29 protein-coding genes, 1 other RNA gene and 1 pseudogene are annotated in these 25,410 nt (G+C 65.3%); 21 read left to right on the top strand and 10 right to left on the bottom strand.

From position 1 onward, the window contains the following. Positions 1 to 131 precede the first annotated feature (131 nt). Together ACQY4Y_RS01705 and ACQY4Y_RS01700 are read right to left on the bottom strand one after the other, a co-directional pair. Complete coding sequence (locus ACQY4Y_RS01705) at positions 132 to 1,232, bottom strand: rhamnan synthesis F family protein (RefSeq protein ID WP_428488840.1); 1,101 nt, start codon at positions 1,230 to 1,232, stop codon at positions 132 to 134. Between the two features lie 92 nt (positions 1,233 to 1,324). After that, positions 1,325 to 2,083 (bottom strand): class II aldolase/adducin family protein, encoded by a 759-nt coding sequence (locus tag ACQY4Y_RS01700; protein WP_428488839.1) that lies wholly within the window; start codon positions 2,081 to 2,083, stop codon positions 1,325 to 1,327. A gap of 146 nt (positions 2,084 to 2,229) precedes the next feature. Between ACQY4Y_RS01700 and ACQY4Y_RS01695 the strand changes: the two genes are divergently transcribed. The 6 genes and pseudogenes from ACQY4Y_RS01695 to ACQY4Y_RS01670 all read left to right on the top strand — a co-directional run bounded on the left by ACQY4Y_RS01695 (position 2,230) and on the right by ACQY4Y_RS01670 (position 5,689). Then, positions 2,230 to 3,090, top strand: a complete 861-nt coding sequence (locus ACQY4Y_RS01695; RefSeq protein WP_428488838.1) for a sulfite oxidase heme-binding subunit YedZ — start codon at positions 2,230 to 2,232, stop codon at positions 3,088 to 3,090. Positions 3,091 to 3,201: 111 nt separating this feature from the next. Beyond that, a pseudogene (locus ACQY4Y_RS01690) lies at positions 3,202 to 3,465 on the top strand (acyl-CoA dehydrogenase family protein); the annotation flags it as partial. Between the two features lie 203 nt (positions 3,466 to 3,668). Continuing rightward, entirely contained in the window at positions 3,669 to 3,824 is a 156-nt protein-coding gene (locus ACQY4Y_RS01685; RefSeq protein ID WP_428488837.1) for a hypothetical protein, read from the top strand. Between the two features lie 12 nt (positions 3,825 to 3,836). Continuing rightward, positions 3,837 to 4,148, top strand: a complete 312-nt coding sequence (locus tag ACQY4Y_RS01680; protein ID WP_428488836.1) for a hypothetical protein — start codon at positions 3,837 to 3,839, stop codon at positions 4,146 to 4,148. A gap of 77 nt (positions 4,149 to 4,225) precedes the next feature. Next, positions 4,226 to 5,026, top strand: coding sequence for a crotonase/enoyl-CoA hydratase family protein (locus ACQY4Y_RS01675; protein WP_428488835.1), 801 nt, complete (start codon positions 4,226 to 4,228; stop codon positions 5,024 to 5,026). 186 nt (positions 5,027 to 5,212) lie between these two features. Next, the gene (locus ACQY4Y_RS01670; RefSeq protein ID WP_428488834.1) at positions 5,213 to 5,689 is read left to right on the top strand and encodes a DUF2501 domain-containing protein; all 477 of its coding nucleotides are present in this window, start codon (positions 5,213 to 5,215) and stop codon (positions 5,687 to 5,689) included. Between the two features lie 47 nt (positions 5,690 to 5,736). Here ACQY4Y_RS01670 and ACQY4Y_RS01665 read toward each other — a convergent pair whose 3' ends face one another. The 3 genes from ACQY4Y_RS01665 to ACQY4Y_RS01655 form a co-directional block, all read right to left on the bottom strand. Beyond that, positions 5,737 to 6,150: a Rieske (2Fe-2S) protein gene (locus ACQY4Y_RS01665; RefSeq protein WP_428488833.1), complete on the bottom strand. Its 414-nt coding sequence runs from the start codon at positions 6,148 to 6,150 to the stop codon at positions 5,737 to 5,739. Positions 6,151 to 6,212: 62 nt separating this feature from the next. After that, positions 6,213 to 7,343: an amidohydrolase family protein gene (locus tag ACQY4Y_RS01660; RefSeq protein ID WP_428488832.1), complete on the bottom strand. Its 1,131-nt coding sequence runs from the start codon at positions 7,341 to 7,343 to the stop codon at positions 6,213 to 6,215. Continuing rightward, positions 7,343 to 8,443 carry an amidohydrolase family protein gene (locus ACQY4Y_RS01655; RefSeq protein ID WP_428488831.1) on the bottom strand — a complete coding sequence of 367 codons (1,101 nt, stop codon included), beginning with the start codon at positions 8,441 to 8,443 and terminating at the stop codon, positions 7,343 to 7,345. Before ACQY4Y_RS01655 ends, ACQY4Y_RS01660 begins: the two co-directional genes overlap by 1 nt. Positions 8,444 to 8,764: 321 nt before the next feature. On the opposite strand from ACQY4Y_RS01655, the gene ACQY4Y_RS01650 reads away from it, so the two are divergent. The 7 genes from ACQY4Y_RS01650 to ACQY4Y_RS01620 all read left to right on the top strand — a co-directional run bounded on the left by ACQY4Y_RS01650 (position 8,765) and on the right by ACQY4Y_RS01620 (position 16,762). Beyond that, positions 8,765 to 9,928 (top strand): ABC transporter ATP-binding protein, encoded by a 1,164-nt coding sequence (locus tag ACQY4Y_RS01650; RefSeq protein ID WP_428488830.1) that lies wholly within the window; start codon positions 8,765 to 8,767, stop codon positions 9,926 to 9,928. Positions 9,929 to 10,013: 85 nt separating this feature from the next. After that, positions 10,014 to 10,238 (top strand): extracellular solute-binding protein, encoded by a 225-nt coding sequence (locus ACQY4Y_RS01645; RefSeq protein WP_428488829.1) that lies wholly within the window; start codon positions 10,014 to 10,016, stop codon positions 10,236 to 10,238. A 32-nt stretch (positions 10,239 to 10,270) separates the two neighbouring features. Further along, complete coding sequence (locus ACQY4Y_RS01640) at positions 10,271 to 11,179, top strand: extracellular solute-binding protein (protein ID WP_428488828.1); 909 nt, start codon at positions 10,271 to 10,273, stop codon at positions 11,177 to 11,179. Further along, positions 11,176 to 12,069: a carbohydrate ABC transporter permease gene (locus tag ACQY4Y_RS01635; protein ID WP_428488827.1), complete on the top strand. Its 894-nt coding sequence runs from the start codon at positions 11,176 to 11,178 to the stop codon at positions 12,067 to 12,069. The genes ACQY4Y_RS01640 and ACQY4Y_RS01635 overlap by 4 nt, the downstream gene beginning before the upstream one ends. After that, positions 12,066 to 12,869: a carbohydrate ABC transporter permease gene (locus tag ACQY4Y_RS01630; RefSeq protein ID WP_428488826.1), complete on the top strand. Its 804-nt coding sequence runs from the start codon at positions 12,066 to 12,068 to the stop codon at positions 12,867 to 12,869. The genes ACQY4Y_RS01635 and ACQY4Y_RS01630 overlap by 4 nt, the downstream gene beginning before the upstream one ends. Before the next feature lie 16 nt (positions 12,870 to 12,885). Further along, on the top strand, positions 12,886 to 13,278 hold the full coding sequence (locus ACQY4Y_RS01625) for a carboxypeptidase-like regulatory domain-containing protein (protein ID WP_428488825.1): 393 nt from the start codon (positions 12,886 to 12,888) through the stop codon (positions 13,276 to 13,278). A gap of 64 nt (positions 13,279 to 13,342) precedes the next feature. Beyond that, positions 13,343 to 16,762, top strand: a complete 3,420-nt coding sequence (locus ACQY4Y_RS01620; RefSeq protein ID WP_428488824.1) for an acyl-[ACP]--phospholipid O-acyltransferase — start codon at positions 13,343 to 13,345, stop codon at positions 16,760 to 16,762. Between the two features lie 12 nt (positions 16,763 to 16,774). Here ACQY4Y_RS01620 and thiE read toward each other — a convergent pair whose 3' ends face one another. Further along, positions 16,775 to 17,425: a thiamine phosphate synthase gene (thiE, locus tag ACQY4Y_RS01615; RefSeq protein WP_428488823.1), complete on the bottom strand. Its 651-nt coding sequence runs from the start codon at positions 17,423 to 17,425 to the stop codon at positions 16,775 to 16,777. 69 nt (positions 17,426 to 17,494) lie between these two features. Next, entirely contained in the window at positions 17,495 to 17,905 is a 411-nt protein-coding gene (locus ACQY4Y_RS01610) for a hypothetical protein (protein WP_428488822.1), read from the bottom strand. Positions 17,906 to 17,975: 70 nt separating this feature from the next. On the opposite strand from ACQY4Y_RS01610, the gene ACQY4Y_RS01605 reads away from it, so the two are divergent. From ACQY4Y_RS01605 to ACQY4Y_RS01585, 5 genes are all read left to right on the top strand, one after another. After that, positions 17,976 to 18,176, top strand: a complete 201-nt coding sequence (locus ACQY4Y_RS01605) for a hypothetical protein (protein ID WP_428488821.1) — start codon at positions 17,976 to 17,978, stop codon at positions 18,174 to 18,176. A 96-nt stretch (positions 18,177 to 18,272) separates the two neighbouring features. Next, complete coding sequence (locus tag ACQY4Y_RS01600; RefSeq protein WP_428488820.1) at positions 18,273 to 18,590, top strand: cell division protein ZapA; 318 nt, start codon at positions 18,273 to 18,275, stop codon at positions 18,588 to 18,590. Between the two features lie 88 nt (positions 18,591 to 18,678). After that, a non-coding RNA gene (ssrS, locus tag ACQY4Y_RS01595) (6S RNA) lies at positions 18,679 to 18,835 on the top strand. 15 nt (positions 18,836 to 18,850) lie between these two features. Then, the gene (locus tag ACQY4Y_RS01590) at positions 18,851 to 19,471 is read left to right on the top strand and encodes a 5-formyltetrahydrofolate cyclo-ligase (RefSeq protein ID WP_428488819.1); all 621 of its coding nucleotides are present in this window, start codon (positions 18,851 to 18,853) and stop codon (positions 19,469 to 19,471) included. A 1-nt stretch (position 19,472) separates the two neighbouring features. Next, positions 19,473 to 20,288, top strand: a complete 816-nt coding sequence (locus ACQY4Y_RS01585) for a TIGR00282 family metallophosphoesterase (protein ID WP_428488818.1) — start codon at positions 19,473 to 19,475, stop codon at positions 20,286 to 20,288. A 12-nt stretch (positions 20,289 to 20,300) separates the two neighbouring features. On the opposite strand, the gene ACQY4Y_RS01580 is transcribed toward ACQY4Y_RS01585, so the two are convergent. Further along, the gene (locus ACQY4Y_RS01580; RefSeq protein WP_428488817.1) at positions 20,301 to 21,200 is read right to left on the bottom strand and encodes a hypothetical protein; all 900 of its coding nucleotides are present in this window, start codon (positions 21,198 to 21,200) and stop codon (positions 20,301 to 20,303) included. Between the two features lie 204 nt (positions 21,201 to 21,404). Here ACQY4Y_RS01580 and ACQY4Y_RS01575 point away from each other — a divergent pair, with 204 nt between their 5' ends. Both ACQY4Y_RS01575 and ACQY4Y_RS01570 read left to right on the top strand, forming a co-directional pair. Beyond that, positions 21,405 to 22,154, top strand: coding sequence for a YebC/PmpR family DNA-binding transcriptional regulator (locus tag ACQY4Y_RS01575; RefSeq protein ID WP_428488816.1), 750 nt, complete (start codon positions 21,405 to 21,407; stop codon positions 22,152 to 22,154). 122 nt (positions 22,155 to 22,276) lie between these two features. Next, positions 22,277 to 23,424 (top strand): IS630 family transposase gene (locus ACQY4Y_RS01570; RefSeq protein WP_428490713.1). Its coding sequence is split into 2 segments (ribosomal slippage): positions 22,277 to 22,736 and positions 22,736 to 23,424, totalling 1,149 coding nucleotides; the frame shifts between segments, so codons are not numbered across the junction. Between the two features lie 13 nt (positions 23,425 to 23,437). Here ACQY4Y_RS01570 and ACQY4Y_RS01565 read toward each other — a convergent pair. After that, on the bottom strand, positions 23,438 to 24,106 hold the full coding sequence (locus tag ACQY4Y_RS01565; RefSeq protein ID WP_428488815.1) for a glycosyltransferase: 669 nt from the start codon (positions 24,104 to 24,106) through the stop codon (positions 23,438 to 23,440). A gap of 129 nt (positions 24,107 to 24,235) precedes the next feature. Here ACQY4Y_RS01565 and ruvC point away from each other — a divergent pair, with 129 nt between their 5' ends. Continuing rightward, positions 24,236 to 24,742 (top strand): crossover junction endodeoxyribonuclease RuvC, encoded by a 507-nt coding sequence (gene ruvC, locus ACQY4Y_RS01560; protein ID WP_428488814.1) that lies wholly within the window; start codon positions 24,236 to 24,238, stop codon positions 24,740 to 24,742. A gap of 81 nt (positions 24,743 to 24,823) precedes the next feature. Here ruvC and ACQY4Y_RS01555 read toward each other — a convergent pair whose 3' ends face one another. After that, on the bottom strand, positions 24,824 to 25,309 hold the full coding sequence (locus ACQY4Y_RS01555; RefSeq protein WP_428488813.1) for a CinA family protein: 486 nt from the start codon (positions 25,307 to 25,309) through the stop codon (positions 24,824 to 24,826). Positions 25,310 to 25,410: the final 101 nt, after the last annotated feature.

The following is a 25,410-nucleotide window of genomic DNA, read 5'->3' as shown; positions in this document are numbered from 1 at the left end:
CGCGGCTCCAGGTTCCGCCGTTCCGCGGCGCGTCGGGCGACGAGGTCTCGATAGGAGACGGTCCTTACCTGGTACCTCGCGGTCGTGCTCGCTCGCTGCCCGGTTTCAACTCGCGGGCGGGACGCCGGACTTCAGCCGGCGGTCATGGTTCGCAGATGCGCCTGCAGCATCGGCAATGGGCAGGGAGAATCCGCCGGCACCACCGCCGGCCAAGTCTCCACACCCGGCAACCGGCCGGGATTGCGCAGCACAAGTTCGGTTTTCACGAACGGATCGCCGAACTTGGTCGCCAGCACGTGCCACAGATGCTGCGTCGGGTTCAGCGGCCATTCGTGCAGCAGCGCCGAGGCCTCCTCGGCCGGCAGCCGGTCCAGATCGCGCAACTTCGTGCTTGATCCCATCAATCGCCGCCGTTCGGCGGGATCGGCCACCGCCGCCTCGGCCAGGCGGTCATAGCCGAACACCGCCGCCACGCGGTGACCGCGCCGGCGCATCCAGCGGGCCAGCCTGATCTCGCCCCGTTGCACAAGCAGCCACTTGGAGTGGCTGACGCGCAGGTTCTGCAGGAAATCCATCAGGTCGCGCACCACCGCCGCTCCGCGCGCCAACAGCAGATAGCTTTGCAGATGCGGGCCGCCCTGCAGGCTTTCGGTCAGCCCGAACAACCCCTCGCCGCCCGAACGCATCGCCTCGATGACCGGCGCCAGCGGATAGATCGGCCCCAGCACGCTGTCGTTTGCCAGCATCAATTCCTGGGGCTGGGGCCAGCGCCGCCGCACCTCCGGCATCAGATCGTGCCAGGCGCCGAAATCGCGGCCAAAATTCTCCCGCTGCACCACCAGCGCGCAAAGCTGGCGCACCGCCCGCCAGTCCGCTTCGGGAATATTTTCCGACATTGTTATGAATACGATCGCGACGCCAAATTGCCGCAGCAGACCTAGTTGGCAGCGGACCATTTCGGATACTTGCCCGGTCGCTGAATAATGCACATAGAGCGCGATGCGAGTCGCGTCCGGCGCCAGGTCGATTCCATCCTGCATCCGCAGCGGAGCGACCGACAGGCGCGACGCACGGATCGCGTCCTTTGGCAGCGCGGCCAGAACCTCCTGCCCGACCGATGTGGCTCGGGTGGCGACCCGCTTCCAGGTTCCAGATGTCGCATAGCCGTGTGCCACGCGCCGCAGGCCAGGCGAGGCGTCACGCAGATCGGTCAGGCGCAGCGGTTCGGTCACCAGTATAGTCCTACTGGCGCAATCTGGCGGCAAACCCATACGTCGCCAACAGCCCCATCACGAGGCCGTCGGCAGCGTGATCACTACCGGGATCAGCGGCGGAAGTCGGCGCCCTTGCGTTCCACCGTGCGCACCAGGCCCTTCCATTCGTTCAGGCCATAACCCTCTGTCGGACGCACCTTCTTCATCCGCTCCGCCGCCTTGCGCTGGACGTAGTCCTCGATCATCAGCGGGGGTTCACCCAACTGGCGCGCGATCAGTTCAAGTTCGCAGGCGCGTTCCAGCATATACAGCCGCATCAACGCGCCGTGGATGGTCTCGCCCCAGGTCAGCAGGCCGTGGTTGAGTAGCACCACGCAACTGCCGTTAGCGCAACTGCGGCCCAGCGCCTCGCATTCGTCGACCGTCGCCGGCACGCCGTATTCGTGGTATACGACGTCGTCGAGGACATGCATCGCGTCCTGGCTGATCGGGCGCAGACCGTTGCGCAGCAACGATACGCCGGCCCCAGCGCGGGTATGGGTGTGAAGCACGCAGTTGGCGTCCGAGCGGGCCTTGTAGACGCCGCTGTGGATGATGAAGCCGGCGTTGTTGAACTTGCCGCCCGGGGTCAGGACATTGCCTTCCATGTCCATCTTGACCAGCGACGAGGCGGTGATCTCGTCGAACATATCGCCGTAGTTGTTGATCAGGAAGTGGTTTGATTCGCCGGGTATGCGCGCCGACATGTGGGTGTTGATGAGGTCGGTCCACCCAAGCTCGTTGACAACATGATACAAGGCGGCGAGTTCACAACGGGCGTGCCATTCAGCATCCGACATATTCCGCTCAAGTTGCAGCGCGGCTGACATCCGGTCTTCTCCATCTTGCGTAAATCGTGCCGAGGCATCGTGAGCGCCTTGCCGGCATCGCGCAAGTTTCCCAGGCGGGTTGACCGGCTTTTAACCTGACATTGCGACCTGATCCGCTTACATCAAGCGAAACGGAGCGAGCATCGATGACTCCACCCTGGCGGGATCGCCGTGGCAGATTCCTGCCATTGAAGACGGCGGTACTGGCGTCACTGTTCATCCCCGGCATGTTATATGGCTTCTGGCTGGCGTCCGGCGAACTTGGCGCGCGCCCGATCCTAGCGGCGATCCACGCCACCGGCCTGTGGGCGATCCGTTTCCTGTTGATCTCGCTGGCGATCACCCCGTTCGCGCGCGCGCTGGACTGGCCCTCGCTGCTGCTGGTTCGGCGTAATGTCGGCGTTGCCTCTGCCTGCTACGCGGTGGCGCATCTGTTTCTGTATGTGGTCGATCAAAAGTTCGCGCTGCTGACGGTGATCTCGGAGATCGCTCTGCGGTTCTATCTGACCATCGGCTTTGTATCCTTGCTGGTGCTGCTGTCGCTGGCGGCGACATCGACCGATGCCTGGGTCAAGCGGCTGGGCCGGAACTGGAAGCGGCTGCACCGCCTGGCGTATCCCTTGGGCGCGGTGGCGCTGCTGCATTTCTACATCCAGTCCAAGTTGAACGTGGGCCAACCGGTCTTCGTATCCGGCCTGTTCGTCTGGCTGATGGCCTGGCGCGCGGTGCCCGAGGCTTGGCGGCGTGGCGTGGGCATTGGCGTCACCGCCGCGATTTACGCTGGCCTTGTCGTGGTCTCGGGCGTTGCCACCGCCGGGCTGGAGTTCGCCTGGTACGGCCTGGCGACCAGGGTCAATCCCTGGCGGGTGCTGGATGCCAACGAGTCCATCGCCCGCGGCCTGCGGCCGGCCCATTGGGTGGTTGTCGTCACCACGGCGCTGGCGCTGGTTTTCATTGCCCGCCGGCTGACGCGGACCTCGCAGCCGATCCGACGGGTGACCGCCTGAGCTGGTCTTGACCGGTCGAGACACCTCGGCTACCGGCTGGTAATATAACAAACGGACAAAGACCGCCGGTGAACGCGTTCGTCTTTCGCCCCGCCGCCATCGCCTGAGGCCGAAGGCTTGCGCGCGGAAGTCTGCGACTTCCCGAAAATCGCCTTGGCGCCACACAAGCCGGCCGAGAAAGCCGAGTCCTGGACCGGAATGGACGCCGCGTTCAGCCGCGAGAAAGGGCGCTGCGGCTGGACCGGCATGACTTGGCCAAAGCGGTATGGCGGGCACGAACGTCATCGCTTGAGCGCTGTTGTACCGCACCGGTTCGGCCAAGCGCGGGCACGCCGCGACTTCCAGCAAGCGCGGGAAAACCGCGACTTCCACTAATCGCGGGCACGCCGCGACTGACCGCGACGGCGGCGTCAGCCAGGTTCTGATCGATCCGCATAGCGTGCGATACATCAGCATCCGCCCGATCCTTGCCTTGACCGTCAAGCACCATTTTAACGAGATGGTGTTCACCCACGCGTTCCTGCCCGAGGCCGCGCTTCTGGGGCGGGAGCGAGGGCTGGAACCGAGCAACACGCGAATTGGCGTTCGAGCGCGGCGGGCCCGAACGGTTCCTGCCCTCGTTCCAGTTAGTCGCCGAACTGTTCCGAGCGCTTGGTGCCGATCCGCCGGACGTGGGCGCGATCGCCATCGGCTGGTTGAGCGCCCATATAATGACGCGGCGCCGGCCGTCGTGATCGGTCGCCGGGATGTTGCGGAACGGCGGGAACACGGCGCTGCAGGCAGACCTGGTCGAGGACCTTGGCGCCGTGGTCGAGCAGGAGATACCCGAGATCGCGCGGCAACTGGTGGATGCCGAACCCGACGCCAAATCGATCCAGGACTTCGCCGCCGTCTTGGCGCACAGGACGATTCACACGCCGTCGTTTTCGCTGCCCGGCAGTGCGCGGGAAGCCTGCGCGGCATCATTGCCCGCGGGCTCGGCCTGCGTTGACCCCCGAGCGACAGGCGCCACCCAAGCCTGCGCCCCCCGCTCGGTGGCCTTCGTGACCCTCCACTAAGCTCCGTGTTAGAAAAATCCGAGCCTCGAGCACCCAGCACACAAAAGGGTCGCGCGGGCGATCAGAGGAAAACCCCGATGACCGACAAGGTACTCTACCAAGCGGACGGCCAGATCGTCACCATCACGCTGAATGATCCGGCGATGCGCAACCCGATCTCGGAACGCGAAACCGTCGACGCCATCGTTGCGGCGATCGAACGGCTCAATCAGGACGTCGACGCGCGGGTCGCCATTCTGACCGGCGCCGGCAGCGCCTTCAGTTCGGGCGGCGATCTGCGCGCGATGCAGCGGAATTTCGAGGCGCGCTCGAAACAACCGGCGTTGACCACGCAATACTATAAATTCGGCATCCAGCGCATTCCGCTGGCGTTCGAGAAGCTTGACGTTCCGATCATCGCCGCAGTCAACGGGCCGGCGATCGGTGCTGGGCTGGACTTGGCCTGCATGTGCGACCTGCGGGTCGCCGCCGAGAACGCGCGGTTCGCCGAGAGCTTCGTCAAGGTCGGCATCGTGCCGGGTGACGGCGGCGCGTGGCTGCTGCCCAGGGTCGTCGGCTATTCCAAGGCCTGCGAGATGGCGTTTACCGGCGACATGCTGAACGCACAGGAAGCGCTGGCGTGCGGCCTGGTGTCGCGCGTGGTGGCGGGTGACGAACTGCTCGATGCCGCCAGGGCGCTGGCGATGCGGATCGCGGTGAACCCGCCCTATGCGGTGCGAATGGCGAAGCGCCTGCTGATCGAGGGGCGACACAGCCGACTGGACTCGGTTCTGGAATTGTCCGCCAGCCTGCAGGCGCTGGCGCACGCGACCGGCGATCATCGCGAGGCGGTCAACGCGTTTTTGGAGAAGCGCAAGCCCGACTTCAAGGGCGACTGATCGGGTGGGGCCGGGGTAGCGGAGGGCCTGGGCGGACCGGCGCATCGTCAGCGGTCGTTGCCGGGGCGACGGTGCACCGTGCCGCAGCGTGACATTTCTGTTGATTCCGCACACTGATACCATCCTTGCGCAACCCGACCCGAGCCCGCGTGCTTAAGTCATCGCAGCTTGAGAAGGATCACCCGCATGATCGGATTTGCTCGTCGTATCTTGTCGCCGGCCCGAGTGACCAGACTGCTTGGCGTTGTCGCCCTGGCCGTGGTGCTGGTGCCGCAGCGACCGGCGAACGCGCAGTTGCTGGATAAACTGAAAGGCGCGATGGGCGGATCGGGCCAGGAAAGCGGCAGCGCGGGCGGACTGGGCAGCGGTGCCATGCCATCAGTCGGCGGGGTCAGTCCAAGCAACACCGCCGGTGTGCTGCAGTATTGCGTGAAAAACAACTACGTCAGCGGCGGCAGTGCCAGTTCGGTCAAGGATTCGCTGATGAGCAAGGTGACCGGTTCCGGCGGCGGCACCAGCGACAGCGGCTACCAGGCCGGCAACAACGGCGTCCTCGATACCGGCAGCGGGCAGAAATACAACTTGGGCGGCGGCGGCATCAAGGCGCAGATCACTCAGAAGGTGTGCGACCAGATCCTACAGCACGCCAAGTCGTTGCTGTAACGGTCCGCCAGGACCGGCGCCGCTTTAGCGGCGGCGCCGGAGGACAGCTACATCGTGACGACGACGTAGCTTTCTTCGATCGTGACCTTCACGGCCTCGGCGACGAACGGGCCCTCCACCAGTATTTGTCCTGGCTCGACCGCGACGTCGAATGCTCGGGCCTGAACCCGGTGGGGGTCGCATAACGATTTACCGGTGCGGATGTCGAACTCCCAGCAATGCCAGGGACAGCGCAGCATCTCCCCCGAACGGGTCAGGCGGTAGTCGCCCGGGCTGGGCGCGACCAAGCGGCTGACGATTTCGCCGCGGCAGAGCGGGGCACCCTGGTGCGGGCAGCGGTTGATCAGCCCATAGAAACCGTCGCCAAGCTTGAAGATGCCGATCTCGCGGCCGTTGAGCGAAACGATCTTGCGGCCACCTTGTGGGATTTCATCCACCCGGGCGACGACATGGCGGGTCATGGCTGTTGGCCGCTCGGTGGGGTCATCGCTGACCTGGTTGTGACACGCACGCCGGCTCGCGGTTAGTCAAGCCGGTACAACGCGCGCGCGTTGTCGCGGTAGATCTTGCGCTTCCAGTCGTCCGGCAGCGGGATCTTGAACGCATAGCGCGGGTCGTCCTGATCCCAGTGCGGATAGTCGGTGGAGAACATCACCCGGTCCGGACCGATCCATTCCAGCGTGGCCAGCATGTCCTGGGGCCGTTCCGGCTCCTCGATCGGCTGGGTGGTGACCCAGACGTGGTCGTGCACGTATTCCGACGGCGAGCGCTTCAGATGCGGCACCTCAGCCTTCAGCCGCTTCCAGTGCTTGTCGAGCCGCCAGCACAGCGCCGGCAACCAGGCGAAGCCGCCCTCCACCAGCACGATCTTCAGGTTGGGGATCTGCTCGAACACCCCCTCGCAGACCAGGCTGGTGACCAGGGTCTGCATGGTCTGCACGTAGGACGGATGCTCCTCGTGGTAGAACGACGGCCAGCCGCCACCGGTCGAGGCATGCCCGCTGGTGCCGCCCAGATGCAGCGAAACCGGCAGATCGTTGGCGGCGCAGGCTTGCAGGATCGGCCAGTAGCGGCGTCGCCCGAGCGGTTCGAGCCCGCGCGGCGGGATGTTGACTTGGGCGAAGCGGCGATCGCCGGCACGTTTCTCGATTTCGGCGATCGCTGCCTCGGGCCATTCGATGTTGACCTGGATCGCGCCCAGCAGCCGAGGGTCGGGGTCGCACCACTGCGCCAACTGCCACTCGTTCGCGGCCGCCGCCATCGCGGCACCGAACTCGACGTTGCGCTCGCCGGGGCCGCCACCAACCAGCGGGGCAAGCAGGCCATAAGCCACGTCGAACAGATCCAGCAGCTGTTGCTGCATCATCGGCAGGTCGGAACCCGGGTGTCCGCCGCCCTGCGGCCAGCTATCCATCCGCATCCCTGCGCCCGGAGACATGCGCGGATACATCGAGGTCTTTGCCAGCCCCTGGCGGGTGCGTCCGCCGATCGTGCGCTTGTGCTCGAGCCAGCGCTTCGACAGGAACGGGTCGAAGTCGTTGGGGCCTTTGACATAGGGATGTACGTCGCAGTCGATGAAGCCGAGATGGGCCTGGGCGTCACGACCAGGCTGCGCGGACGGGTCCGGTTTGCGATCCAGGACGGGCATGTTCATCACGTCGTCTCCTTCAATCGAGGATAGGTGTCCAGCGGATTGTCGATACAGATCCTGTGCACCAGGTCGGCCGGCAAGCCGGCCGGCAACGCATCGTCGCCATCGAAATGCCAGTGCGGATAATCCGAGGCAAACAGCAGCATGCGATCCGACCCCAACTGCTCCAGCAGGATCCGCACCTGCGGCTCGGTCGGCGGTGAGTCGAACGGCTGCACGGTCAGGCGGACATGTTCGCGCACGGTTTCGGTCGGCTGTTGCTCCAGCCACGGCACCTCGGCGCGCACGCCGCGCCAGGTCTTGTCCAGCCGCCACAGCGACGCCGGCAGCCAGGCTACGCCGGATTCGATCAGCACCACTTTCAGTGCGGGGAATTTTACGAATACGCCCTCGCTGATCAGGCTGTTCAACGCCGCCTGGAAGCCCTGCGCCTGTGAGACGTAGTCCTCCAGGTAGTAGGACGGCCAGCCCAGCGCGCTGGGCGGATGGCGAAAACTGCTGCCGGCGTGGATGCCGATCGGCAGCCCGTGCGCCTCGGCGGCCTTGTAGATCGGCCAGTTCTGCCGCCGGCCCAGCGGCAGCTCGGTCATCGCCAGCAGCAGAACCTGGACGAAGCGGCGATCGGCGGCGAGGCGCTCGATCTCCTCGACCGCGAGATCGGCGTTGTGCGGCGGCACGACGATGGAGGCGCGCAGCCGGGGGTCGCGATCCAGCCACTCGGCGCGGATCCAGTTGTTTATGGCGCGGCAGAACGCGGCCGACAGATCCTCGCTGAGCATGACTTGCGCGCCGTGGATCGGGTTGCAGATGCCGAGGCTGGGACGAAACCGGTCCAGCAGGTGGGTTTGCATGGCCGACAGGTCGCTGCCGGGCGGGCCGGACGGCAGGCACCAGTCGGGGCGGGCGTTGATCGGCGCGTTGGCCGGGTAGCTGCTGGGTTCGAAATTCTCCCGCTCCAGCCCGCGGCGCAGCACGTGCTCGCGCCAGTAGTCGTCGAAATACGGCAGCAGCACGCGGGTGCTTGGCAGGGCTGGATGGATATCGCAGTCGATTGCGCCGGCCGGGACGGCCAAGGCGGCATGGTCCGCGGAGGAATAGGCCATAAACCTGCTTTCGCCTTCGCTTTTCACCCCCGACCGTAGGGGATGCGGGTGATAGTGTAAACGTTTGCGGTTCGCCAGGCGTTCCTGGCATCGGCCGGCGGTGCGGCAAAACCCGACGTCTGCTTGGCACGGTCGCGGGCCCTGCTGCCAACCCCGCCGCGGGCGCTGTCGGCCTGCCCCATCGCGGGCACTGCCGCCCTGCCCGGTCGCCGGCCCCTGGCATCCTGGTGCGGATCCGCTACCTTTCCAGTCAAGCCGGGTGCCCAGACCGGCACAAGACGCATGCTTGCAGGTTGGGGCTTGCAGGTTGGGGGAGGTGATTTGGCGACGTTGGAACTGCGCAACCTGCGCAAGAATTTCGGCCCCGTGGAAGTGGTGCCGGGCGTCGATTTGGCGGTTTCGGAGCACGAGTTCGTCGTCCTCGTCGGCCCCAGCGGCTGCGGCAAGAGCACCATCCTGCGGATGATTGCCGGGCTCGAGGAACCCACCTCAGGGGATATCGTCATCGACGGCACCATCGTCACCCAGCGCGAGCCAAAAGACCGCGACATCGCCATGGTGTTCCAGGACTACGCGCTGTATCCGCACATGACGGTGGCCGACAACATGGCCTTCGCGCTGCGCTATCGCCATGTCCGGCGCACCGATATCGGCCGCCGGGTGACCGAGGTCGCCCGCATGCTGGAAATCGAACCCCTGCTGCAGCGCACGCCGCGTCAATTGTCCGGCGGCCAGCGTCAGCGGGTGGCGATGGGCCGTGCCATCGTGCGCGACCCCAAGCTGTTCCTGTTCGACGAACCGCTGTCCAACCTGGATGCCAAGCTGCGGGTGCAGATGCGCACCGAACTGCGCAAGCTGCGTGCCGCGGTGCCGACCACCACGATCTACGTCACTCACGACCAGGTCGAGGCGATGACGCTGGCCGACCGCATCGTCATCCTCAATCACGGCCGCATCGAGCAGGTCGGCACGCCGGAAGAGGTGTACGAGACCCCGGCCACCGCCTTCGTCGCCGGCTTCATCGGTGCGCCGGCGATGAACCTGCTGCCGGCCAGGCTGGAGAATCGGCGCATCACACTGGAAGACGGCACGCAATTGCCGAACCCGCTGGAGGCCGCCGCCGACATACTGTGCGGCATCCGCCCCGAGAGCCTGATCTGGAGCCAGACGCCGACCGGCTGCTGCCTGCACGGCACGGCGCTGAGCGTCGAGCCGCTTGGCGCCGACACGCTGGTCACGTTCCTGGTGAATGAGACGGAGATCGCGGCCCGGCTGCCGCCGCGCAGCATCCGCCGCGCCGGCGAGCGGCTGACCCTGATGGTCGACCCCGGGACCGTGCACCTGTTCGACCGCGCCACCGGCCGGCGCCTGAGGCAAGGGACGCCTCAAGCAACGGCGCCTGAAGCAACGGCGCCTGAAGCAAGGGTGTCTGAAGCAAGGGTGTCTGAAACAGGCATCAATCGGCCAGGGAGACAACAACCATGAAACGACGCACCATGCTGGCGGCTTCCGCCGCCACCGCCGCGGCCAGCGTTCTGGCGAGACCGTCGATCGCGCAGACCAGCAAGAAGTGACGTTCCTTACCTGGAACATCATCGACCAGGCCGAGCTGTTCAAGACCTGGTTCGCCGATTTCGCCAAGCTGCATCCAGGGGTCGAGATCGAGTGGCTGGACAAGAAGGGTCCCGACCTGATGCCGTTCTATCAGACCCAGTTGATCGCCGGCACACCGCCGGACGTGGTCGATCTGCAGGGCGGCATTGGCATCGAATACGCCGCGCTTGTGCGCTGCTAGACCTGACGCCGTACCTGGCCGCGCATGCCGACGTGAAGGCGCGCTTCAATACCGAATACCTGAACAACTGGGTGTGGCAAGGCAAGAACTGGCTGGTGCCGTTCTATGTCGCCAAGACCCTGCTGTTCACCAACAAGCCGCTGTTCGAGAAGGCCGGCATCACCACCCCGGCGTCCAGCTTCGACGAGCTAATGAACCAGGCGGAAAAGATCGGCGCCGGCGGCGGTGACCAGACCGGCTTCCTGACCTTGAACTTCGACTGGCTGTACTGGGCGCTGATCCGCATGAACGGGGTCGAACTGCTGACCCCCGACCTGAAGCAGCCTGCCTTCAACACGCCCGCCATGGTGGAAACGGTCCAGCGCCTGGCCAAGGCCACCGCCGGCACCGCGATCAACAAGATTTCCTGGACCGGCCGCTGGGTGGAACCGCTGGGCGCGTTCGCATCGGGTCAGGTCGGCATGCTGAACGCCCACGCTCCGGCTTACTTTTTCCTCAAGGGCCAGGGGGCCTGGATCAACGCCGACACCCTCGGCGTCGCCGAACTGCCCGGCAACTGGTCGGTGCCGACGCTGCACGGCTACGCCATCTCCAAGGGCACCAAGGATCCGGATCTGGCTTGGTCGTTCGTGGAATTCTGCACCGCGCGCAAACAGGCCCAGTCGATGGCCGACACCCGCCGCGTGCTGACCGCCTACACCGAGGTGGACGACGCACTGATGGCGCGGCTGCGGACGCAGGAACCGCTGGCCTACCGCGTGCTGAAGACCCAGCTCGAGCACACCGACAAGCTGACCGGCAACTGGCCGCTGCCGAACGACAGCCGCATCAAGGAGGCATTCTATCCCGAACTGCAAAATGCGCTGCTTGGGCGCAAGGATGCCAAGCGGGCGATGGACGACGCAACCAGGAAGGTCGCCCGCGAATTGAGGCGGGCGTGACGTCCGGGCGGCGCTCGACCAAGCGTATCGCCGTCGTCGCCTGCTTCCTGGCGCCGTCGCTATTGATCTTTCTGGTCTATCGTATCCTGCCGTTGATCTGGAACGTCGTGCTGTCGTTCGAAAGGTGGTCGCCGCTGCGTCCGGCGACTTGGGTCGGCTGGGACAACTACAACGAAATGCTGAACGACGACGACGTGTTCTGGCAGGCGCTATGGAACACGCTGATCTTCCTGGCCTCGCAGCCGATTGCCATTGCCCTGGCGCTGGGCGTGGCGCTGCTGGTCAACAGCGACCTCAAGGGTGCCAGCGTCTACCGCACGATCGTCTTCCTGTCCTATCCACTGATGACCGTCGCGGTGGCGATCATCTGGCACTGGATGTACAACGAGCGTGGCGGGCTGATCAATTATGTCCTGCGCTCGTTGGGTGTGATCGATCATCCGATCGCCTTCCTGGACTCGTTCGGCTGGGCGCTGCCCAGCACCATCGTCGCCAATACCTGGCAGGTGTTGGGCTTCTTCATGATCGTGCTGTTGTCGGGGCTGCAGAACATCCCGCCGCATTTGTACGAGGCCGCCCGGGTCGACGGTGCCCCCGGCTGGGCCCGCTTCTTCCGTATTACGCTGCCGATGCTGCGGCCGGCACTGTTCCTCTGCCTGGTGATCGGCATGCTGAATTCGTTTTCCGCCTTCGACCTGATCTACATCATGACAAATGGCGGCCCTGGCCATGCCACCGAATTGCTGATCACCCACATCTACAAGCAAGGGTTCGGGTCCACCCGGTTCGACTATGCCGCCGCGCTGACCGTCGCGCAGTTCGCCATGCTGCTGGTGCTGACCTGGATCGCCCACCGCGCCGTCGGCGGCAATGCGGGGGCGATCGAATGAGGCACGCGCTGCGCCACGCGGCGTTGGTGGTGATCTCGGTCATCATGCTGGCGCCATTCTACTGGCTGGTGAAGACCGCCATCACCAGCGAAAACATCTATGAGTATCCGCCGCATCTGTTGCCGGTGCGGCCGCAACTATTCAACTTTGTCGATGTCTGGTACCTGATTCCGTTTCCGCGTTATCTGTTCAACAGCGTGGTGGTCTCGCTGATCGCGGTGGGCGGCAACCTGGTGCTGAACGCCATGGCCGGTTACGCGCTGACCCAGCCGTTCGTCGGCCGCCGGTCGGTGATCGTGCTGCTGCTGTCCTGCACGCTGATCCCGTTCCAGGCAACCATCATTCCGGCCTACCTGATCACCGCCCATCTGGGGCTGCTCGATTCCTACCTCGGCTTGGCGCTGCCGCTGCTTTCCACCATCGTCTGCATTTTCATCTTCAAGGCCAGCTTCGATGCGGTACCGCGGTCGCTGATCGACGCCGCCCGGATCGACGGGCTGGGTGAGCTGCGCATCCTGCTGCGGGTCATGCTGCCGCTGTCCACCCCGGCGATCGCCACCAACGTGGTGCTGTCCTTCATCTGGTCGTGGAACAACTTCCTCTGGCCGCTGATCATCACCCGTTCACCCGACATGCAGACCCTGCCGCTCGGTCTCGCTCGCTTCCTGTCCTACATGGAGGACACTACCGGCGCGCTGTATGCCTTCGTCGTGATGGTTCTGGCGCCGGGCCTGCTGGTGTTCCTGATGGCGCAGTCCGCCTTCATGCGTGGGCTGACGACCGGGGCGACCAAGGGATGAGCAACGGGAATACGGCATGAGCAATTGGAACACGACTTGGCGACGGATCCTGCTCAGCCGGTTCTTCATCGTTCCGGCCATCCTGGTGGTCGCCATCGCCGGATGGAACGTCTATGTCGGCCTGCACGCCCATGGCCTGCTGCGAGGCCGCGTGCTTGATGCCGCCGGCCATCCGGTCGCCGACGCGACAGTGATCCTTTCGGTGCATGACTTCGTAACACAGGTAGAGAAAGCCCGTACCAAAACCGATCCTGCCGGCCGGTTTCACTTCGACGACAACGACTCCCACCTGATCCAATTGGAGGCGAAGTCCGGCGCCGGATCGTCGCCGCGGGTGACGATCCGGCTGTGGTTTCGCGGCCAGGACCGAACCATCGCCGAACCGCTCCGGCTTGCTTCGGGTGCCTGACTTAATACCGTTACTTGACCCGGGAATCAGCTCCGGACATCGCCTCTTGCCTCAGGACCGAGCCATGAAAGCATTGCTGCTATCCCGCCGCCTGGGTCCGCTCTGCCTGTCCCAGACCTGCGGCGCGTTCAACGACAACCTGGTCAAGAACGCGATGGTCGTGCTGGCCATCTTCCGACTGAACGCCGGGGGCGCGGGTCTCGCCGCCCTGGCCGGGGCCTTGTTCATCGCCCCCTACGCGCTGCTGTCGGCCACCGCCGGCCAACTGGCTGACAGGTTCGACAAATCGCGCCTGATCCGGGTGACCAAGTTCGCCGAGGTGCTGCTGATGGGGCTCGCGGCGTATGCCTTCATCGCGGGCAGCGTGCCTGGCCTGCTGGCCGTGCTGTTCGGTCTCGGCGTGCAGGCGACGATGTTCGGGCCGCTGAAATACGGCATCCTGCCGGACCATCTGCGGGGCGACGAACTGGTCGCCGGCAATGGATTGATCGAGGCAACCACCTTTCTTGCCATCCTTGCCGGCACCGTCGCCGGCGGTGGGCTGGCGTTGCTCAACGGCGGTCCGGCGATCGTCGCCGCCGGCGGAGTCGCGGTATCGGTGCTTGGGCTGGCGACCGCTTTCGGCATTCCCGCGGCGCCCCCGGCCGACCATACCGTGCGGATCGGCTGGAACATCCTGCGTGAAACCGTGTCGGTGACGCGCCAGGCCGCCGGCAACCGCCCGGTCTGGCTGTCGATCCTCGGCCTGAGCTGGTTCTGGGCGATCGGTGCCACCCTGCTGGCGGAGTTTCCCACCATTGCCCGCGACGAGCTGGGCGCTCAGGGACAGGTGGTCACGCTGCTGCTGACGATGTTCGCGATCGGCGTCGGTGTTGGGTCGATGCTGTGCGCGCGGCTGCTGCGCGGCGAGGTCAGTGCCCGGCTGGTGCCGTTTGCAGCGCTTGGGATAACCCTGTTCACCTGGGATTTTGGCGCCGCGGTGATGCACGGATCGGGTCTGGGCCTGACCACCGTGCCAGCGGTGCTGCGGTCGTTAACCGGGTGGCGCATGCTGGTCGATCTGCTGTTGTTGGCGGCTTGCGGCGGGGCGTATTCGGTGCCGCTCTACGCCATCATCCAGCAGCAGTCGCAGCCCTCGCACCGAGCCCGCACCATCGCGGCGAACAATATCGCCAATGCCGTGCTGATGGTGCTGGGTGCCGGCTTCGTCGCCGCCTGTTCCGCCGCCGGCGTATCGGCGCCGCATGTACTGGGGATCGCCGCCGCGTTGAACCTGGTGGTTGCGCTGTGGATCGTCCGGCTGCTGCCGCAATCGGTGTTCCGCACGCTGTTGCGGTGGTATTTCCGCGCATTTCACGAAACCCGGGTCAGTGGGCTGGCCAACCTCGCACAGGCCGGCGAACGGTCGATCCTGGTGATCAACCATCAGTCCTTCCTCGACGGCTGCCTGGTGGCGGCGTTCGTGCCCGGCGAACTGGTGTTCGCCATCGACACCGAGCAGGCGCGGCGGTTCTGGTTCCTGAAGCAAGTCATCGACATCTTCCCGATCGATCCGCGCAGTCCGCTGGCGATCCGCGACATGGTGAAAGCGGTGCGCGAGGGCCGCCGCCTGGCGATTTTCCCGGAAGGCCGCATCACCCTGACCGGCGGGCTGATGAAAATCTATGACGGTCCGGGCATGATCGCCGACCGCGCCGGCGCCGCGGTGATTCCGGTCCGCATCGACGGTCTGCAGTTCCACAAGACTTCGCGGATGCGGAGCAAGCTGAGGCTGCGCTGGTTTCCCAGCCTGGAGCTGACTGTGCTGCCGCCGGTGCGTCTCGGGGTTCCGGCGTCGAAGGGCCGGATCCGTCGCGCGGCGCTCGGGCGGCTGATGCAGGACATCATGGTCGATGCGGCGTTCCGCCCTGAACGCCTGACGCAGAGCCTGTTCGCCGCCCTGCTGAGGGCGGCCGATCTCTATGACCGAGGCCTGCCGATCATCGCCGATATCGTTCCGAACCCGACCGGCGGCGGCAACAGCGTGACCGAGCTGAGCTACCGCCGGCTGGTCCTCGGAGCCGTGGTGCTGGGGCAGAAGCTGGCGGCGCTGACCGAGGCTGGTCAGCATGTCGGCATCATGCTGCCGAACGCGGTGGGCGCCGCGATCACCTTCTTCGCGCTGCAGTCGCAGGCCCGGGTGCCGGCGATGATGAATTTTACCGCCGGGGCCGACGCCATGCTGTCGTGCTGTGCCGCCGCCGGTATCGAGACCATACTGACCTCGCGCCGGGCGGTGGAGAAAGCCCGGCTCGAAAGCCTGGTGGACACGCTCACGGGAAAAGTTCGTCTGATTTATCTTGAAGATGTGCGGGCCGGCATTAGCATGATCGACAAGCTGCGTGGCATGCTGTCCGCACAACGGCCCGAACGCCTACCTGGAGCCGGCGTGGACGCCGGGGCGGCCGCGCTGGTGCTGTTCACCTCGGGGTCGGAGGGCACGCCTAAAGGCGTCGTCCATAGCCATCGGGCGCTGCTGGCAAACTGTCTTCAGTTGCGTTCGGTGGTGGATTTCAACCCGACGGACCGGGTGTTCAACGCGCTGCCGATGTTTCATGCCTTTGGCATGACCGGCATGCTGCTGCCGTTGATGTATGGGGTGCGCGGGTTCCTGTATCCGTCGCCGCTGCACTACAAGCTGGTGCCGGAAATGGTCTACGCAGAGCAATCGACCATCATGTTCGGCACCGACACGTTCCTGACCGGCTACGCCCGCAAGGCCAACCCGCTCGACTTCCAGTCGCTGCGCTACATCTTCGCCGGAGCCGAAAGGCTGCGCCCAGAAACCCGAACCGCTTACATGGACTACTTCAAGAAGCCGATCTTCGAGGGCTACGGCGTCACCGAGGCCGCTCCTGTGCTGGCGCTGAGCACCTGGGCTGTCACGCGCGAAGGTTCGGTCGGGCGTTTGCTGCCCGGAATTGAGGCTCGGCTTGAACCTGTGCCCGGCATCGACGCGGGCGGCCGGCTATGGGTTCGCGGACCCAACGTGATGCTGGGCTATCTGCGCGCCGAGGCGCCGTGCGAGTTGCAGCCGCCGCCCGAGGGTTGGTACGACACCGGTGATATCGTTACGATCGACCCGGCCGGCTTCCTGGCGATCCAGGGGCGGGCAAAACGTTTCGCAAAGATCGGCGGCGAGATGGTGTCCCTGGCGGCGGCCGAGGCGCTGGTTGGTGCCGTCTGGACCGACGCCGCGCACGCCGTGATCGCGCTGCCGGACGCGCGAAAGGGCGAGAAGCTGTTGCTGGTCACGACCCAATCCGACGCCGACACACGGGCGTTGCTGGCCGCTGCGCGCGAACGCGGCCTGAGCGAAATCGGGGTTCCGCGTGGGGTGATGGTGGTCGACAAGCTGCCTTTGCTGGGGCCGGGCAAAATCGACTATCCGGCGGTGCAACGCCTGGTGGAAAGCAGGGAAACACCAGCAGAGGCCGCCGCCTGACCGGGGGCGACGTCAGGCTTGCCGGATTGCCGCGTTCAGTGCCTTGACCCCGGCCGCCGGCCCATCGGGATGGTTCCAGACGCAGCCGACCACGGCCAGGAAATCGGCACCGGCCTGCACCAGCGGGGCACAATTCTCCGCGGTAATCCCGCCGATTGCGCAGCTGGGAAGCTCTATCATCTCGGACCACCAGCGCAGAATCTCGGGGTCGAGCAGGTTGGTCACCGTCTTGGTGTTGGACGGATGGAATGCGCCGAAGGCGACATAATCGGCGCCGTCCTCGCCGGCCTGCATCGCCAGGTCGCGACTACCCTTGCAGGTGACGCCTAGCGTCAGGTCGGGGCCGAGCAGCCGCCTGGCCTGTTGGGCTGGCATGTCGTCCTGGCCGACATGGGCGCCGTCGCAGCCGGTCCGCTTCACCAGGTCGACACGGTCGTTCAACAGCAAGGCGACGCCGCGCGCCTGGCAGACCGGCATCAGCGCGTCGATGGCGCGCAGCCAGGTTTCGTCGCTGACCTGTTTCAGCCGAAGCTGCACCGCCGCCACGTCGTCGGCGTCCAGCGCGGCTGCCAACAGATCGGCGAACGGCACCGGGTCCAGCGCGGGGGGCGTAATCAGATAGACGCGGCACCGGTCGGAGTCGCCGTCGTCCGCAGCAGCCATGAATTGGGGCTCCGGTCGAAATGAAGCTGGGAAATTATGGGGAATTACTAGACCAAAGCGCCGGCTCTGTCACATCGATCCGGGTTCGCGATCCCGCAGCCAGGGGGCCAATTGCCTTGTGGCGTTGCGCTGCGCAAGGTCGAGCGCCGCCGGCGGCTGGGATAGGACGAAGCCGCCCTGGCGATCTGCCACGGCGGCGACCGCGTCCCAGCCTGGGGCGCCCGGGGCCAGCACCAGGCGACAGGCCCCGCTGCGCAGTGCCGCCATTGCCAGGCCGGATGCGTCGGCGCAGTCCAAGATGTCGATTGCCGGGATCAGCGGGTAGCTGGCGCGAGCCAGCGCAACGATTTCTCGCCACCAAAGGCAGCCGGCGAACATCGCGGCACCCGGCGCGGACAGCAGCGTTACCGGCAGTCCGGGGGCCAGCGCCGCCCGCGCCTGTGCCTCCCCGTGGACGATCACCGCCGGATGAATAATCATGATAGACGTTCAAAGTGTTTGACCGCGTTCATTTCAAGCGGCATCAGAAGTGAATATGACAGAGGCGGACATGGCGGACGAGCCTGAGAATCCGGAGGCTGCGGCGGATCGGCTGGAGGCCGCGCTGGAGCGTATCGCCAACCTGGCGTTGGTGCAGCCGGCGCCGGCGAACCCGCCTGCGATGGACTCCGACCTGTCGATCCCCGAGATTGCCGATCGGCTCGACTCGCTGATTGGGCGGCTGCGGGCGGCGCTCGGCAAACCGGGGTAAAGCGCGCCGCAATGGACCAGACAGTAGCGTGAAACCGGCCGGCATTGGACATGGGCCAGAACCAGACACCAGAACCAGACAGGGGAGAGCGGCGCGATGGCGCAGGTGACGCTTCGCATCAACGGATATGCCTACACGATCGGCTGCAAGGACGGCGAAGAGAGGCACCTGGATGCCATGGGCGCCGAGGTAAGCCGGCGTATCGAAGGTGTGCGCGTCGCCTCGGGACCCAGCGGGGAAGCCCGTATGCTGGTGATGGCCGCGCTGCTCATGGCGGACGATATCTTCGAGCTTCGCACAAAGCTGCGCACCGCCGAAGCCGGCACTCCGGGCGCCGATCCGAGGCTTGGCCGCAAGCTGGCGCGCATGGCGAAGCGCGCCGAGGAGATCGCCGAGGGGCTGGAGACCAAGTAGCGGGCGATGCCGCGCAGGGCCCAGCAAAACAATGACCAGATGCGAACTCGGCTTGCTTATTGTGCCGCGGACCCCCAATTACCGTGTCGCGGGGCTACCCGGTGCGTCAGGTAACTCATCCCCGGGGCCAGTAAGCATCTCCCTAGGGAGCTGGCGCTGTCGGGATCCTGGTCTCGGTATCTGGCACCCACCTGCACAAGCAGGCTCTGGGAGGATGATACGCCAACGGCTATGGTGGCTCCGCGCACCCTCTCTCAATCATGACGAATGAACTCGGGGCCGCGAAGCGAGCGGCGCGCGAGTCGGCGTTACGGCGCCGTCTTGGCCTGGATGGCCAAGCCGCCGGCAGGGCGTTGGCCGGGCATGTGCTGGGTGATTTTTCAGCCGGATTCGGCCCCGGCGTGTTCCGGTCTGGCGTCTTCGGACCTGGTGTCCGGGGCAATTCCGTTTCGGCCAAAATCGTGTCCGGGTTCTGGCCGATCGGCGACGAAATCGACATCCGGCCGCTGCTGCATGCGCTGCATGATCGAGGCTGCAAAATAGCGCTGCCCGTCACGCCGCGGCGCGGCGAGGCTTTGACATTCCGAGCCTGGCACCCCGGTGACGTGCTGGTGGCGGAGCGGTTCGGCACCATGCGCCCGATCGGTGAGGAAGTCGTTCCGGACATGCTATTGGTTCCGCTACTGGCTTTCGACGTCGCCGGCGGGCGCCTGGGCTATGGCGGCGGTTTCTACGACCGCACCCTGGCTGCGTTGCCAGACCGCTTCCGCCTCGGTTGCGGCTTTGCCGCGCAACAGGTGGACGCCGTGCCGATTGGCCCCTACGACATGCGTCTGGATGCCGTGGCGACGGAGAACGGCATCATCCGGTGCGGGAGCTGACGTGAGGATATTGTTTCTGGGAGATGTGCTGGGACGGTCGGGTCGCGAGGCGGTCGCGGCCAGGCTGCCTGACCTGCGTCGCGACCTGGGCATCGACCTCGCGGTGGTCAACGCCGAAAATGCCTCGCACGGGTTTGGCTTGGCGCCGGAGATGGCGCGGGCGCTGTTCGCCGCCGGTGCCGACGTCATCACTCTTGGCAACCATGCGTGGGACCGCAAAGAGATCATCCCCTACATTGCCGAGACACCGCGGCTATTGCGGCCGCTGAATTTTCCGCCCGGCACTCCCGGCAGCGGGTCAGTAGTGGTGACCTTGCCGGATGGCCGCAAGGCGCTGGTGCTGCAGGCGATGGGGCGGCTGTATATGGATCCGCTGGACTGCCCGTTCCGCGGTACGTCGGAGCTTTTGGCGCGCTCTCGGCTGGGTGCGTCGGTGCAGGCGATCGTCGCCGATTTCCATGCCGAGGCCAGCAGCGAAAAGATGGCTTACGCGCACGGCTTCGACGGCCAGGTGTCGTTCGTGGTGGGCACCCACACCCATTGCCCCACGGCGGATGCGCAGATCCTGCCGGGCGGCACGGCGTTTCAATCGGACGCCGGGATGTGCGGCGACTATGACAGCGTGATCGGCATGGCCAAGGACGGGGCGACGCTGCGCTTCTGGCGCAAGATGCCGGGCGAGAAACTGGGGCCGGCAGAAGGCGAGGCAACCGTATGCGGCGTTTATGTCGAAACCGACGACGTCAGCGGCCTGGCGCGTCGGGTCGAACCGGTGCGCCTGGGCGGGCGGCTGGCACGGGCGATGCCGGCTGTTTAGGTACAGGCCCGTCTACTCTGCTGGCTGCAGCCGGATGACCGCGTCAGTATAGGAATTTGGTAGCGGCTGTTGACCCGGGAAGATGTCGCGCGCGTCGATCCAGGTCTGGGTGCGATCATACATCGCCCGGCTATAGGGCTCGAAGACGAGACGCTCGCCTGGGCCAAACCGGCGCACATCGACCAGATTTCGGTGGCGTTCCGGCAGCTCGTTGGCGAAGTATCGCGTATAGGGCTGGTGGCCGATGTCGATATCGATCTGGGCTCGGCGCAAGGCGGCGAAGTAACGGGCGACATCGGCGAGGTCGACCTGGTGCGGCACCATCGCCGCGATCATGAAGGTCGCATCGGCGATCTTGCGGAAGCCAAGCTGTTCCATGAGGTAGTATTGCGCGCCGAACACGGTGGCGGCCGTCGCGCTGCCGTCCAGCAGTTGATCAACCCGATCGGCCGGCGACCCACCGAACGCCAGCTTGATCCGGTCCGCCGGCAGGAACGGCTCCAGCGCCTGGATCGTGGTGTAGTGGCTGCCGGACTGGTATCCGACATGCACCGCGACGTCGGCCAAGTCCTCGGGGGTGCCGATAGCCGAGCCGGCGGGGACGAAGATCGCGCAGGGAGTGACGGTGTAACATTCGCCCCATAGGCGGCCGAACTCGGCTGACGCCGCCTTGTTCACGGTCCAGTGGCAGGCGCAACTGACCGACGCGTCGCGGCCCTGTTGATAGGACTGGTAGGCGCCCTGGCGGTTGTCTGGAATGGCCGGCACCGCGTGTGCGCGGGCATGCGTCGGGGAAATCAGCCCATGCGAGGACAGCGCGTAATCGGTGAGCCCCTCGGCCGCGAAGTAACCGTTTTCCTCCGCCACCCATTCCTGCAGCCGGCCGTGCGTGTGGATCGTGAAGCTTGCCATGACCTAGCCTTCCCGCGCCCCAGGCGCCCCGCCGTGGCAGAGTGTCGGGAGAGGCGCACAAGCGTCAAGGTAACCTGCGAGGATAGGCGGTCGCCGTTTCCAACCCTCTGTTTCCCGCTCGCCGTTTCCCGCTCGCCGTTTCCTGGGGGCGCGCGGCAAGCTATGAAGCGCCTCACCATCCACTTGCAGGCATATTGTCGACCCATGGCAGGCCATTCCCAGTTCAAGAACATCATGCACCGCAAAGGTGCCCAGGATGCACGGCGCGCGCGCCAGTTCGCTCGGCTGATCCGCGAAATCACCGTCTCGGCCCGCCACGGGCTGCCGGACCCGGCCGCCAATCCGCGTCTGCGGGCGGCGGTGACGGCGGCGCGGCAGGCGAACATGCCGAAGGATACGGTGGATCGCGCGATCAAGAAGGCGGCGGGATCGGGTGGCGGCGATGACTATTTGGACGTGCGGTATGAGGGATACGGGCCGGCCGGGGTCGCGGTCATCGTCGAGGCGCTGACCGATAACCGCAACCGCACCGCGTCCGACGTGCGGACCGCGTTCAACAAGTATGGCGGGGCGCTGGGCGAGACCAACTCGGTCAGTTTCCTGTTCAGCCGGCTGGGGGTGATCCGCTATTCGACCGCCGCGGCCAGCGCCGACGATATGCTGGAGGCTGCGATCGAGGCCGGGGCGGAAAATGCCGAAAGCGATCCCGAGGGGCACGAAGTTACCTGCCCGATCGAGGATTTCTTCGCCGTTCGCGACGCGCTGGAAACCCGGTTCGGCACGCCGGAAAGTGCCCGGCTGGACTGGCGGCCGACGACCTCGGTGACACTGGACGAGGATCGCGCGGCCGGTGTGCTCAAGCTGTTGGACGCGCTGGAGGAAAACGACGATGTGCAGAACGTCTATGCCAACTTCGACATACCCGAGCCGGTAATGCAGAAGTTGTCGGCCTGACCGCGGGAAGTGCTGGCGGGGTGGACCGGGTTCAGGTGCCATGCACAGCCTAGTACCTCCTGTCATTGATTTCGCGGCCATTCTTCGAATCGATAGTTCCGCAACGACGGAGATGCTTCGTGATCGCGGAACGACTTGCTGGAAAAAGGTATGTGGTGAAGCTCAGCGAAGAGGAGCGGGATCGCCTCAACACGCTGATCCACGCGGGCAACCACCCGGCCCGGCAACTGACCCGGGCCCGCATTCTGTTGAAGGCCGACAGCGCGCAAGCGGGCGACGGCTGGAGCGACAGACAAATCGCAACAGCCCTCGATACCAGCGTCGACACGGTCGCACGGACCCGCCAGCAAATGGTGGAAGAGGGGTTCGAGGCCGTTCTGGTCCGCAAGCATTCCCCAGCCTCGGCCAGACCGCGCATTTTCGACGGAGCCGCCGAGGCTAAACTGATCGCGCTGGCTTGTTCCGACCCGCCGAAGGGTCGCAAGCGGTGGACGCTACAACTCCTTGAAGAGCACGTTGTCGAACTGAAGATCGTCGACCGCGCCAGCGACAACACGATCGGGCGGACGCTAAAAAAAACCTCCTTAAGCCGCATCTACAAAAGCAATGGGTGATCCCGCCGGACGCCAACGCCGCCTTTGTAGCCGGAATGGAGGACGTTCTTGAGGTTTATCAGAGGCCGCACGATCCAGAGTATCCTGTGGTCTGCGTGGACGAGACCTCGAAACAATTGGTCGCCGAAACGCGTGTAGCCATCGCTGGCAGGCCTGGGCAACCGGCACGCTACGATTACGAGTATAAGCGTAATGGAACCGCTAATCTGTTCATGATCTTCGCCCCCCTGGAAGGCTGGCGCCATGTCGAGGTGACAGATCGCCACACGGCCGTGGATTATGCTCAGATCCTCAAAGCCATAGCCGACATGAATTTTCCGAAGGCGAAGAAAATCGTGCTGATGCAAGACAATCTCAATACCCACAAGCCGGCGTCGCTCTACGAGGCTTTTCCCGCCGCAGAGGCCCGCCGGCTGGTGGAGCGGTTCGAATGGCACTACACGCCAAAGCACGGCAGTTGGCTGGATATGGCTGAATCCGAGCTCAGCGCCTTGTCGGGTCAGTGCCTCGATCGGCGGATCGCGGACAAGCAAACTCTGACCGAGGAAGTCGCCGCATGGGAGGGCAGCCGTAACAAGAAACATGTCAAAGCCGACTGGCAGTTCACCACCGCCGATGCCCGCGTCAAGCTGAAGCGGTTGTACCCCGCACTATGAACGACTCGAAGTACTAGTGGTAATGCTCGCCGTGCAGGTCGATGCGGTCGATCGCATCCGGCGGCGGGGTTTCGCCGATCAGCCGATAGTGCGAGGCGTGCCGCGTGCGGTAGCAAACCGTGGCTTTGTCCAGGAAACCGAGCCGAGCGCCCATGGTCTGCATGTGGCGCCAGACGTGCTGATCCATTTCGGCGGCCACGGTCTGCCCCAGCAGGATCCAGCCGATTAGGTGCTGGAAGGCGGACTGCATCACCAGCAGACAACTGGTGTCGATGTAGGGACGCCCGGTTACCGTCGGACATTTCGCGATCAACGATCCATCCATCCGATGCAGTGTCCGCGCCGATGAGCAGGCATCGAGCCGGTTGTCGCGGGCGAACCGCAGCAGACCCTCGAGGTGGTCCAGTTGAAACCAGTTGTCGCCATCGAGGAAGGCGATCGCGTCGGCGTTGTGGGTGATCGCGTTGTAGCAGCCGATCAGGCGGGGGGTATTGCCATAGTCGCGGTAGTTACGCTGCAAGATGATGTGGGTGCCATGAAACGCCTCGATCTGGGCCGGCGCCGATCCGTCGCAAACCAGGATGTGATGCGCCGGGACGGTCTGGCCGCGGACGCTGGCGTGGGCCTGCCGGATCCAGGCCTCCGCGGTCTCGAAATACGGCGTCACGACGCAGATGTTCATCGGTGGTGCTCTCGGGCGGTTGATGCTTTCGGCCTGGGCCGGTCAGGCCTTGCGCGGCATGGATACCATGGCGTGTGTTGTGGTGCGCGTATAAGCCTTAGGTGAGCCGGTCGAGGAACGCGATTCGCAATGGTCAGACTGCTGGGCATCGATCCTGGGTTGCGTTTTACTGGCTGGGGCCTGATCGATGTCGACGGCAATCGCCTGAAGCACGTTGCCGACGGGGTGATCGCGACGGACGCCACGGTATCGGTGCCGGGTCGGCTGAAGATTCTGCACGATGCCCTGATGGCCCTGCTGACGCTGCACGGCCCGGCCGAGGCGGCGATCGAGGAGACCTATGTCAACCGCAACGGCGCCGCGACGCTGAAACTGGGTTATGCCCGCGGCGTGGCCTTGCTGACACCGGCGCTGGCCGGTGTTCCGGTCACTGAATATGCCGCCAAGACGGTGAAGCTGGCGGTGGTCGGCACCGGCGGCGCCGAGAAGGAGCAGGTCGCGATGATGGTGCGCCGGCTGTTGCCCGGCGCCACGGTCGGCCGGGCCGACGCGTCGGATGCGCTGGCGGTGGCGATCTGCCACGCGCATCACCGGTCGTCACGGCTGGCGTGGTCGGTTGCAAGGTCAGCTGGGTGAGGGGGCTTGGCAGTGTGGCGCTTTGCGTTGCCGCACCTTTCACCTGGCTATGGGGCGTTCAGCCCAAGCAGTGAGCGGGTTTCAGGCTATCGCCTCGGCCAGCAGTTCCAGCGCCCTGATACCGAACGCCCGCATGTTGGCGACGCGATCGGTGCTGCCGGTTTCCAGTGTGATCACCTTGCAGTAGTTCGCCCCGGTCACCGCGATGCAGGTGTGACCGGCCTGGTCGCCGTAGCGGTTGCCGGTGGGACCCGTGGCGCCGGTTTCGCCGAGGCCCCAGCTTGCATCGAGCCGCGTTCGCACGGTGTCGGCGAGCAACCGTGCATAAGGTTCGGTCGAGGCCCGTTCGATCGGCGCCGGCAGAGGATTGGGGATATCGAGGAAGGCCTTGCGGGCATAGGCGGTGTAGATCACCCCGCCGCCACGGAAGTAGGCCGAGGCACCGCCAACCGAGAGCAGCGCGGCCGACAGCAAGCCGCCGGTCGAGGACTCGGCGATGCCAATGGTCTGGTTGCGTTGCTTGAGACGGGCACCGATTTTCTCGGCCAGCGGCAACAGCAGGTCCATCTGGGCTTCCCTTCCTCGCAGGAAACGATCTTCGCCCGATCGGGCTGCGATGTCGATATCGGGGCGGCGGCTGGCGCGCCGTACGAGTTCGGCGCTGTAAG

It is taken from the genome of Rhodopila sp. (assembly GCF_965277165.1).
In the GTDB taxonomy this organism is placed as follows: domain Bacteria; phylum Pseudomonadota; class Alphaproteobacteria; order Acetobacterales; family Acetobacteraceae; genus Rhodopila.
Note: the sequence above shows the minus strand (reverse complement) of the source record. Positions and strands in the feature narration are given on the sequence as shown.